The organism is Sphingobium psychrophilum, assembly GCF_012927105.1.
In the GTDB taxonomy this organism is placed as follows: Bacteria; Pseudomonadota; Alphaproteobacteria; order Sphingomonadales; family Sphingomonadaceae; genus Sphingobium; species Sphingobium psychrophilum.
This window is the reverse complement of sequence record NZ_JABBFV010000007.1, coordinates 1-10,686: the sequence shown is the minus strand read 5'-3', so window position 1 is coordinate 10,686 and position 10,686 is coordinate 1. Positions and strand designations below refer to the sequence as shown.

Annotated in this window: 7 protein-coding genes, 1 tRNA gene and 3 pseudogenes; 10 read left to right on the top strand and 1 reads right to left on the bottom strand. The window is 62.0% G+C overall.

Going from position 1 to position 10,686, the window contains the following annotated elements; all coding sequences use genetic code 11:
• Positions 1–276: 276 nt before the first annotated feature.
• Positions 277–1,551 (top strand): hypothetical protein, encoded by a 1,275-nt coding sequence (locus HHL08_RS11215; protein WP_206377836.1) that lies wholly within the window; start codon positions 277–279, stop codon positions 1,549–1,551.
• Positions 1,552–1,643: 92 nt separating this feature from the next.
• The gene (locus tag HHL08_RS11210) at positions 1,644–2,894 is read left to right on the top strand and encodes a tetratricopeptide repeat protein (protein WP_169573223.1); all 1,251 of its coding nucleotides are present in this window, start codon (positions 1,644–1,646) and stop codon (positions 2,892–2,894) included.
• Positions 2,895–2,921: 27 nt separating this feature from the next.
• On the opposite strand, the gene HHL08_RS11205 is transcribed toward HHL08_RS11210, so the two are convergent.
• Positions 2,922–3,395: an Lrp/AsnC family transcriptional regulator gene (locus tag HHL08_RS11205; RefSeq protein WP_066602894.1), complete on the bottom strand. Its 474-nt coding sequence runs from the start codon at positions 3,393–3,395 to the stop codon at positions 2,922–2,924.
• A 202-nt stretch (positions 3,396–3,597) separates the two neighbouring features.
• On the opposite strand from HHL08_RS11205, the gene HHL08_RS11200 reads away from it, so the two are divergent.
• From HHL08_RS11200 to HHL08_RS11165, 8 genes and pseudogenes are all read left to right on the top strand, one after another.
• Positions 3,598–5,322: a sensor histidine kinase gene (locus tag HHL08_RS11200; protein ID WP_328804645.1), complete on the top strand. Its 1,725-nt coding sequence runs from the start codon at positions 3,598–3,600 to the stop codon at positions 5,320–5,322.
• 74 nt (positions 5,323–5,396) lie between these two features.
• Complete coding sequence (locus HHL08_RS11195) at positions 5,397–6,434, top strand: polysaccharide deacetylase family protein (protein ID WP_169573221.1); 1,038 nt, start codon at positions 5,397–5,399, stop codon at positions 6,432–6,434.
• 24 nt (positions 6,435–6,458) lie between these two features.
• Positions 6,459–6,535 (top strand) — tRNA-Ile (locus HHL08_RS11190).
• Between the two features lie 199 nt (positions 6,536–6,734).
• Positions 6,735–7,550 (top strand): annotated as a pseudogene (locus HHL08_RS11185) (IS3 family transposase); the annotation flags it as partial.
• A gap of 86 nt (positions 7,551–7,636) precedes the next feature.
• Positions 7,637–7,996 carry an IS66-like element accessory protein TnpA gene (gene tnpA, locus HHL08_RS11180; RefSeq protein WP_169573219.1) on the top strand — a complete coding sequence of 120 codons (360 nt, stop codon included), beginning with the start codon at positions 7,637–7,639 and terminating at the stop codon, positions 7,994–7,996.
• Positions 7,993–8,235: pseudogene (gene tnpB, locus HHL08_RS25610) on the top strand (IS66 family insertion sequence element accessory protein TnpB); the annotation flags it as partial. The gene tnpA and the pseudogene tnpB, both read left to right, overlap by 4 nt.
• 66 nt (positions 8,236–8,301) lie before the next feature.
• Positions 8,302–8,864 (top strand): annotated as a pseudogene (locus HHL08_RS11175) (IS66 family transposase); the annotation flags it as partial.
• 841 nt (positions 8,865–9,705) lie between these two features.
• A complete protein-coding gene (locus HHL08_RS11165) occupies positions 9,706–10,620 on the top strand; it encodes a hypothetical protein (RefSeq protein ID WP_169573216.1) in 915 nt (304 codons plus the stop codon).
• Positions 10,621–10,686 lie beyond the last annotated feature (66 nt).

The following is a 10,686-nucleotide window of genomic DNA, read 5'->3' as shown; positions in this document are numbered from 1 at the left end:
ATTCTCTTTTTTTCAGGATGGATTCTGTTGCTCAACCCCTAGCCGAGCGAAACAAATCTGTCACCCCTTGGCCAAGCCCGCGCGCCCGCATGTGCAACCAGGACGTTACAGGGAGCGGATGTGTTCGCAAGTGGAACGAAGTGGCTGTATAACGGTTGCAAAGTCCGACGATATCGGCTTGTTCAATGGCCATTCACGCGCCGACCCCTAATCGGCGCTCAACCGAGAAAAGTCGCCTGATGTCCCCCCATCAGGCGCTCAGAGGAGATGATGATCATGCGTTTTGTTACCCCGGTGGCGCTCGCGCTGGCTTTGGCGATGACCGGTGGCGCGATCAGCGCGCCTGCCTTCGCCGCGAAGAAGGAAGAAAAGAAGGCTGGTCCAAAGCTCAACGTGTCGCCTGACGTCATAAAGGCGCTGCAAACCGCGCAGAAGGCCGCAGAAGCCCAGGATTTCGCCGGTGCAAAGGCTGCGCTCGCCGAAGCGGACAGCAAGGCCACGTCCAATGACGACAAATATCAGATCGGCGCGATCAAGCTGAACACCTCGATCGGGGCCAAGGATACCGCATTGCAGGGCGAAGCGCTCAACCAGATGCTCGACAGCGGCCTGACCCCGCCCGAACAGGCTGGCCAGTTCAATGCGATCGCCGCCGATCAGGCGATGGCTGCCAAGAATTACGACGTCGCGATCCAGCGCGGCCAAGCGGCGCTTGCGGCAGGTTACAAGGCGGAATCGGTGCAGCCCACGATCGCCCAGGCCTATTTCGGGAAAGCCGGCACTGGCAATGGTTCGGTCGAGCCTGCGCGCGGCTTCAACCAACAGGGTCTGACGGCGCTGAAGGCCGCGGCCGACGCGATGAAGGCTGCGGGCCAACAGGTTCCGGCCCAATGGTATCAGATCGGTGTCAGCCGGGCCGAGGCGGCCAAGCTGCCGGACGTGACCGAATGGGCGAAGATGGCCTATCAGGCTGAACCCAGCGGCCAGAATCTGCGGACGCTGGTGCGCCTGTTCCAGCGCGCCAATCCCAATATTTCGAACCGCGAGAATCTCGACGTCCTGCGCCTTCTGTCGGTTTCCGGCGGTCTGGTCATTGCGGCCGATTATACCGAATATGCCGAAATGGCGTCGAAGACCGGCATCTATGGAGAGGTCAAGACCGCCATCGACGCCGGTCGGTCCAAGGGCGTGCTGAGCGCGACCCAGGGCGCTGACCTCTATCAGACCGCCGTGCCCAAGATCGCGGGCGACAAGAGCACGCTGGGCGCGGCGGAAGCCGATGCGCAAAAGGCCGCCAATGGCAAGATCGCCGCGGCCACTGGCGACGCCTATCTGGGCTATGGCGATTATACCAAGGCTGCCGCCATGTTCGAACTCGCCAAGCAGAAGGGCGGCGTGGAAGCGGACGAGATCAACTCGCGCCTTGGCATCGCTAAAACGCTGGGCGGCGACAACGCGGGCGCGAAGGCCGCGTTCGAAGCGGTGCAGGCCGGTTCGCGCAAGCAGGTGGCTGGCCTGTGGCTCGCCTATCTGGGCACCAAGGGCGCGTGATTACGCATGGGCGCGCGGTTGCCGCGCGCCCATGCGCTTTAACGACTATTATTCTGGAACGACTATTATTCTGGGGGAGGCCGGGGCGGCCCATGCGCATCGATATCAAGATTTCCCGTCTGCCGCTGGCGGCGCTGGCGGCTGCTTTCGCTATGGCGGCAACCCCTGTAGCAGCGAAAAAGAAAGTGCCGGTGGTGGCTGGCCCGCCGATCGAGATGTCCGACGCCTTTCGCGCCGAAGCGCAGGCTGCCGAAACCGCGCTGAAGGCGCGCGACGCGGCGACGGCCAGCGCGCGTATCGCATCGCTCAGCCCCACCAATGATTTCGAATCCTATGTAGCGGCGGGCATGCGCTTCCAACTCGCGGCGCAACGCCGCGATGTGCAGGCCGAACGCATCGCACTGACCGACATGTTCAAGACAACCGCTCTGCCGCGCAGCGAAGCGCCGCGGCTGCGCTATGTCGCGGCCTATCTGTCCTACATGGTCGGCAATTATACGGATGCCACCGCGCAACTCGATTACGCCAAGACCCTGGGTTATGACGGCATCGACGCGACCATGTTGCGCGCCGATATCGCCCTGCGCCGCAACAAGCCCAAGGAAGCCCGCCCCTTCGTGCAGGAGGCTATCGCCCGTCAGAAGGCATCGGGTCAGCCGGTGCCGCTGGCATGGATCGATCGGGCGATCTCCATGGCCTATCAGGCTGGCGACTGGACCGACGTCGGGCAACTCTATCGCGACCGGCTGAACCAGCGGGATGGCAAGGAGGAGTGGCGGTCAGCGCTGGTCAATTACCAGTCGGCGGCCGAACTGGAGCCGCAACTACAACTCGATCTTTATCGTCTGCAGGCGGCCAATGGCGCGATGGCGAGCGAGCGGGACTATCAGGCCTATGCGCAGGCGGCCGAGAAATCAGGCTATTATTCCGAAGCCAAGGCGATCATCGAATCCGGCCGCAAGGCGGGTAAGCTGACCTCCACCCAGAGCGTGACCAGCCAGTTGCTCAAGAGCGTCACGCCCAAGGCGACCAAGGAAATCGTCGCTTTGCCGGCCATGGCGAAAAAGGCTGCGGCGGCAGGCAACGGTAAGGATGCGCTGGCCGTCGCGGACAGCTATTTCTCGCTCGGCCAATTCCCGCAGGCGGTCGAGCAATATCGACTGGCGCTGACCAAGGGCGGGGTTGACGAAGGGCGCGCCAATGCGCGGTTGGGCGTGGCGCTGGCGCGGTCTGGCGACCTGCCCAACGCCCAGGCGACCCTGGCGCAGGTGAGCGGTCCTTGGAGTGCGATTGCGGGCTTCTGGACCGCCTGGGCGCAGCATCAGGATCGCAAGGCCGGCTGACCGTGCCGGCTTCCTGCCCGTCTGGGTTCAGACGGGCAGGGGAACGCCGGGCTGGTTCTTGGATGTGCGAATGGTCAGCGACGTCTTGACGCTGACCACATTGGGCGCCGGCGTTAGCTTCGACGTCAGGAATTGCTGGAAGCTTTGCAGGTCGCGCGCCACGACTTTCAGGATGAAGTCGATTTCGCCGTTCAGCATATGACATTCGCGCACTTCGGGCAGAGATGCGACATGGTCCTGAAACGCCTTCAGATCGGCTTCCGCCTGGCTTTTCAGGCTGACCATGGCGAACACGGTGATAGTATAGCCCAGCATCGCCGGGTCGACGACGGCATGATAGGATTTGATCGCGCCGGCTTCCTCCAGCGCACGCACGCGGCGCAGGCAGGGCGGGGCGGTCAGGCCGACTTTGCGCGCCAATTCCACATTGGTCATCCTGCCGTCCTGTTGCAGTTCGCCCAGGATCTGCATGTCGATGTCGTCGATATTGGGGCCGGCCATTATTTCGCTTATTTCCTGTCCTGTTTATGCGACCCATCATAATAATGTTTCAGGGCAATGCAATTGTCCCACTATGCGACGATCGCTTTCGTTCGCGGCATGGGGGCCTTTTCCTTTCCGCGTGGAGCGCCTATCGATGATCGGGGCTGTATCCGTGCGCTGCGGGACACAGGCTGATAACCCGCATGATTTGGGGATTTTGGTGCGTTTCGACGATCTGATGCAGACAGTGCTGGCGGCGCAGGACCGTAGCGGGCTGGGCGCGGTGACGTTGTGGCGTCAATGTGTCGATCTGCTCGCTCAGCGGGATCGGCCGGATCGGCCCGCCATGGCCATGCCGGAGCGTGGCGCGCTGCTTGACCGGCTATCCGCCCTGCGGCCGCAACTGACCGAAACGCAGCGAATCGCGACCGTCGTGGAACTGGGTGGCCGCCTGCGTTCGCCCAGCCTGGTCGCCTTCTTCGCCAATGATCGGCCCTCGATCGCCGCCGCCGCCACGGCGCGCGCGCAATTGCCGGAGGCGGCCTGGATCGACCTGCTGCCGCATTTGACGCCCACGGCGCGGGGTGTCTTGCGCGGCCGGCGCGATATCGGACCGGCGACCCGGCAGGCGCTCGAAGCCTTTGGCGCGCATGATCTGGTGCTGTCCACAGCGCGGCAGGATATGGTCGGCGACAGCGACATGATCCTGACGCCGGAGATGCTGGCGGAACCCGACCCATTGCCGGTCGAGCCAAAAGCATCCGCGACGGTGACGCCGCTGCGCCCACAGCCGGGCGACGAAGGTCAGATTCGCAACCTGGTCGATCGGATCGCGCGCTACACCAGCACGCGAAAGCCGCCGGAGGCCGCCAATGCCGACACTTTTCCGGTCAGGGAGGTCGCGCCCCGCGATTTCGCGTTCGAAACCGATGCAGAGGGCATCATCCTGTGGATCGACCAGGGACCACGCGCCGCGCTGATCGGCCTGACGCTAGGCGATGTCGCGCTCGAAGGCGGCAGCGGACCCGACGCCCATGTCACCGGTGCCTTCGCACGCCGCAGCGGCTTCCAAAATGGGCGCTATACGATCGTCGGCGGGGCCATGGCGGGCGAGTGGCGTCTGTCCGCAACCCCGTTTTTCGACACGCGCTCAGGCCGTTTCCAAGGCTATCGTGGACAGGCGCGTCGCCCGTTCCTGCACGAAGTCGCGAGCGAACCCAAGCCTGCGGCGATGGCCATTGCCGGGCTGTCGGCCGACTCGCTGCGACAACTTGTCCATGAATTGCGCACGCCCCTGAACGCCATATTGGGCTTTGCCGAGATCATCGAGCAGGAACTGTTCGGTGCGGCCGGCATCCAGTATCGCGACATGGCGGGCAAGATCGCGGTCGATGCGCGCCACCTGCTCGCGGCGTTCGACGATCTGGATCTGGCGGCCAGGGTATCCCGCGGCGACGGCGCGACTATGCCTCAGCTGATCGATCCGGCGCTGCTGATTACGCAGGTCGCCACACGCTTCCGCGACCAAAGCGCCATTGATATCGACATCGCTGTCGCGCCCGGACTGCCGCAGGTGCGGATCGATCCGGTGCAGGGCGAACGGATGGTGCAGCATCTGCTGCGCACCGCCATTTCGGTCGCGCCCGCCGCCGAAGCGGTGACCGGCGCCTGCTGGTTCCAGCCGGACGGCGCGGCCGGGCGCGTCGCCTTCGCCATCGATCGTCCCTCCACGTTGATCGGCATGGACGAGGCGCAACTGCTCGATCCCGGCTATGATTCCAGCGGCGATTGGGTCGATGGCCCTTTGCTGGGCCTGGGCTTTTCGCTGCGGCTGATCCGCGGTCTGGCTGCAACATGCGGTGGCGGACTGACGATCGAACCGGGGCGGCTGTTGCTCACCATCCCCGCGGTCGCGGTCGCCAGCGGTCTGGCCGATCACGCCTGACGGGCCAGGCCTGAAGCCAAGTCTGAAGGGGGGCAGGAAACCCTATCGCAACCATTGGGCGATAGGGATGCGACATGACCGTTCAACCTCATGATGGCAATCTGCTCCAGCCGCCGCTGGCGCAGGACATGATCGCCCTCGACCCCGCCTTTGGCACCCGTTTCACGCTGTTCGTCGATACCGAGGAAGAGTTTGACTGGGATGCGCCCTTCAGCCGCACCAGCAATCGCGTCACTGCGCTGGCGGGCATGGCGCGCGGCCAGGCCTATTTCGCGGCCGCCGGGGTCAAGCCTATTTATGTTACCGATTATCCGGTTATCGACAGCGATGCCGCCGCCGTGATGATGGGACAATGGCTCAGCGATGGCGCGGCCGATATCGGCGCGCATCTCCACCCCTGGGTCAATCCGCCGCATGTCGAGGATGTGAACGCCGCCAACAGCTATGTCGGCTTCCTGCCCGAAACGGTCGAGCGCGCCAAGCTGGAGGCACTGTGCCAGCGCATCGAGGAGCGGTTCGGCCGCCGCCCCATCGCCTATCGCGCTGGGCGCTATGGTGTTGGCGTCAGCAGCGCTCGCTTGCTGGAGGAGGCGGGTTTTCGCCTCGACAGTTCGGTGCGTAGTCGGTTCGATTACAGCCACCAGCATGGCCCCGATTTCCATGGCCTGCCGCAACATCCCTATTGGGCGGGGCCTACCCGGTCGCTTATCGAACTGCCGTTGTCCACCGCCTTTGCCGGATTGCTGCGCGGCGGCGGGGAGCGTCTGTACCGCGCCGCCCAAGCGATGGGGCCGCTGGCGGGCGCGCTGTCGCGCGCCCGGATGCTCAGCCGTATCCCGCTGACCCCCGAAGGCGTGCCGCTGCATGAGGCGATATCGGCGATCGACGCGCTGATTGATGAGGGCATGCGCGTGCTGAATTTCAGCTTCCATTCCCCCACGCTGGAGCCTGGACATACGCCTTATGTCCGTAATGAGGGTGATCGGACTGCCTTTTACCGCTGGTGGGACGGCGTGCTGGCGCATCTGGCCCGCCGCGGCGTTACCGCCGCCAACCTCGATCAACTCATTGCCGCAGTCCCTGTGCGGGGACGGGCTTGCCAAGCGGCGTGATGCTGCCTATCGGCAGCGCAGGTGGGGCCTGTAGCTCAACTGGTTAGAGCTGGCCGCTCATAACGGCTAGGTTGCGGGTTCAAGTCCTGCCGGGCCCACCAACGCTTCAATTCATAGAGCACATATGTATCAATAAACCCTGCAATTTTAAGGGTTTATTGGCCGATATTTATTCAGATCGTAGCACGACGTTTCACAATGTTGCGCGCGACTCGGGGTAAAATTGGGGGTAAAAGCTGATCTGCCCCCTGCTGAGTGGCCCGGAGACTATGATGGTCTGGACCACGAAAGGGAAGATGAATGCCGAGCAAGAAGCACAAGCCTGAAGAGATTATCGGCAAGCTGCGTGAAGTTGAGATCGTGCTGGCGCAGGGCGCGAGCACGGCCGAGGCGTGCTGGCGGATCGCGGTCAGCGAGCAGACTTATTATCGCTGGCGCAAGGAATATGGCGGCCTCAAGACAGACCAGGCTCGGCGGATGACCCGAAGGGCGGCGTAGCCAACGATCTGGAGAAGGAGAACCTGCGTTTGCGCCGGGCGATCTCCGACCTGACATTGGACAAGCTGATCCTGCAGGAGGCGGCCAGGGGAGACGTAGTCCAGCGCAGCTAAACTTCTGAGCCCCGCGCGGCGGCGACGCTGTATCGATCATGTGCGACGAGCGCTTCGGGTGTCCGAGCGACGGATCTGCCGGGTGCTGGGACAGCATCGATCGACGCAGCGCAAGGTGCCGCGCGGGGCGGATGACGAGCAGGCGCTGACGGAGGATATCATCGCGTTGGCGAAGCAATATGGTCGCTATGGCTACCGCCGGGTGACGGCATTGCTGTGCCATGCGGGATGGACGTTGAACCATAAACGGGTCGAGCGGATCTGGCGACGTGAGGGGCTGAAGGTTCCGCTGCGCCAGCCAAAGCGCGGACGCCTATGGCTCAACGACGGATCCTGTATCCGCCTGCGGTCCGAATATCCAGGTCATGTATGGGCCTACGACTTCGTCGAAGGGCGCACGCATGACGGGCGCAAGTTCCGCATTTTGACGATCATCGACGAGGCCAGCAGGGAGTGCCTGGCGCTGATCGTCGCGCGGCAGCTCAAGCATGAGGATGTTCTGGCAGTACGCCTCCGTTGAGAGTCGGCTTTCCCTGGGTGTGATAGACCGCTCTTAAGTTCTCTCATGAGAGTGGTCGTAGGAGCGGTTTTGTGGGTCAGATCACGGTTTTCGGCGGGCCTGAGCGTCGTCGACGCTGGCGTGATGACGAGTGGGCGAAGATTTTGGCGGAGGCATTCACGCGCGGTGCCTGCGTGGTACAGGTAGCCCGGCAGTATGATGTGTCGACGGCATTGGTCTACACTTGGCGCCGCAAAGCTGCAGTGCAGGACGCTTCGGCGTCGGCGGAGGTCGGCTTCTTCGAAGCCGTCGTGCTTGACGAGGCAGGCGGCTACCCGTTGCCATCGGCGCCAACTGTTGTGGTGGATTTGCCTGGCGGGCGCCGCGTGAACATCTTCGCTTCGGCGCCGCCCGATGTGGCCGCCGCTGTTCTGAAGGCGCTGATCCGATGATCCCGGTCCCGAGCGGCGGCAAGGTCTGGCTCGCGCTGGGGCATACAGACATGCGCCGGGGAATGAGGTCGCTGGCCTTGCAGGTTCAGCAGTCGTTGAACAAGGATGTCCACGCTGGCGACCTGTATGTCTTCCAAGGCCGGAGCGGGTCGCTTTGCAAAATTCTGTGGCATGACGGCCTCGGGATGTCATTATATTCAAAGCGTTTGGAAAAGGGGCGTTTTGTGTGGCCCGCCGCAAAGGACGGGACGGTTGCGATATCTGCTTCCGCAATGGCTTGCCTGCTCGAGGGCAGGCAGCAGCTCAAGCGCAGGAAGAAGGGTACCGCGCCGCTCATCTCGCCGTTGGCGACCGAGGCGCTCGAAATCATCGATCAGCTCTTTGCCATCGAGCGCGGCATCAATGGCAAGCCTGCCGCCGAGCGCCTGGCCGTTCGTCAGGAGCTGTCCGCTCCGATCGTTGCCGAACTGGAGGGCTGGATGCACGAGACGCGCAGCAAGCTCTCTCGTCACGATGCCGTGGCCAAGGCCATCGCCTACCTCCAGAACGACTGGGCGGGCTTCACTACCTTCCTCGCCGATGGCCGGATATGTCTCTCGAACAACGCCGCGGAGCGCCAACTGCGCAGCGTTGCTCGAGGAAGGAAAACTTCGCTGTTCGTGGGCTCAGACCGTGGCGGCCAGCGCGCCGCGATGATGTTCAGCCTGTTCGGCACGGCACGGCACGGCTCAACGACGTCGATCCGCTCGCCTGGTTCACCGACGTCCTCGCCCGGATCGCCGACATCCCACAAAACCGCCTTCACAAACTCCTCCCTTGGCATTGGGAAGCTGCTCAGCAGCAGGCCCCCGAAGAAATCGCCGCCTGAACCCCGGCACCGCGACAACTCGCGGCGGCTATCGGATGCGGACCTATCAAACGCCAGAGTTTTTCGAGGTGTCCAGCTTTGCGGCGCCAAGTGTAGACCAATGCGTCGACACATCATACTGCCGGGCTACCTGTACCACGCAGGCACCGCGCGTGGATGCCTCCGCCAAAATCTTCGCCCGCTCGTCCTCACGCCAGCGTCGACGACGCTCAGGCCCGCCGAAAACCGTGATCTGACCCACAAAACCGCTCCTACGACCACTCTCATGAGAAAACTTAAAAGCGGTCTATCAAGCCCGGGGAAAGGCGACTCTCAACGGAGGCGTACCAAGCAAACCAGAATGACGCCAGATTATCCACCTACAAAATGTGGCAGTCGTGCCCCTATTCCAAACATCATTTTATCGATCAAAGGGCAGGTAGGGCGATGATCGGCAGATCAAATGGCAGAACCGAATATAATAAATGTCTTATCTCGTTGATGGATATAAATAATATGGATTATGAGAGCGCAGATGCGCCAAGCCCGATAAATAGCCAGATCGCTAAAGACATTGGAACGCCGAACAACATCCCTTTCAAGGTGCCGTCCATAAATCTCTCCTAAGCACGACCATTTTATCTCTTAATAATATCTCAGGCCGAACAAAGTTTCAATCCTGTCACATTAATCTGGCCCTAATCTGAGTAAGGGCGATACAGGTGATCGCGCCATGCTGATAGATTGTCGCCTAGCGATCAAGGGACTGGAAAATTCAGCGGTAAGGCCGGACGCCAAACATGGCCTGCGGCGTAAAAACAGTGTCTACTTGACCCACAACGGATAACGCAGGAAAGCCGCATTGCCGGGGGATGAAATGGTGGAAAAAGCAGATTCCGCGCTTCTTGTAACACATGTGGCCCTTCGTGAGGGGCAAAATGGTCTGGAGATCGACGAGCAGAGCGCGGCTGGCATTGCACAATGGTGCAAGCATTTTAAGCAGATTTCTTATTATGGAGTGCTGAGCCCGGCTGGTGGAGAAGGGGCAAGCTCCAACGCCTGGACCAATATGGAAGCGCTTGTCGCGGAAGGCAGGGTGGAGTTAAGGGCGCTGCCATGGGCGTACCGCCCCACCGACATGGCACGCCATGTTGGTGCGGTCCGCAATGAGCTGCGTGAAGCGATTACGCAACATCAGCATCTTTGCTTCACCTTAGGCAGTATCCTTGGAGATTGGCCGTCGCTCGGCGCCATTGAGGCGATCAGGCAGAAGAGGCGATATGCAGCCTGGATCGACCGGGTTGAACCCGCCATCATCAGGGCCAAGCTTGTCGGCTCGCCTGTCGAGCGTGTGGCGGCTGAAGCGATTTTGCCCGTTACCCAGGGGGTCATACGCTATATTCTGCGCAAGAGTGCAGTGGCACTCCTTCAGGGTGGAGACAGTTTCGATTTTTATGCACGTTCGGCGCCGGCACCGCACTGTACGTATGACACGCATACGCAACGAACCGATGAGATCAGCCTTGATGAGTTAACGCGCAAGCAGACGCGTATCCTGTCTGGCGCACCACTCAAGATCGTCTATGTAGGCCGCGTTGCGGCGATGAAGGGGCCGCGCGACTGGCTGTCCACGCTGGTAACTCTTCATAGGAAAGGCATCGCCTTTGATGCTTGCTGGATAGGGGATGGGCCTGATCTTCCTGCCATGCGTAAGGAAGTCTGTCAACGGCGGTCAGATTCCAGGCCATCGGGGCGGAGTAAAAGTAGGCCACTGTGATGCGGGCCTGACGATATGAAGAGGGCCCCGATCGGGGCCCTCTTCATATCGTTGTCGTCATTGATC

Coding starts and splice junctions, on each gene's coding strand:
- HHL08_RS11205 (WP_066602894.1), bottom strand. CDS start 3,395: ATGGCCGGCCCCAATATCGACGACATCGACATGCAGATCCTGGGCGAA.
- HHL08_RS11195 (WP_169573221.1), top strand. CDS start 5,397: ATGACCGTTCAACCTCATGATGGCAATCTGCTCCAGCCGCCGCTGGCG.
- HHL08_RS11215 (WP_206377836.1), top strand. CDS start 277: ATGCGTTTTGTTACCCCGGTGGCGCTCGCGCTGGCTTTGGCGATGACC.
- HHL08_RS11210 (WP_169573223.1), top strand. CDS start 1,644: ATGCGCATCGATATCAAGATTTCCCGTCTGCCGCTGGCGGCGCTGGCG.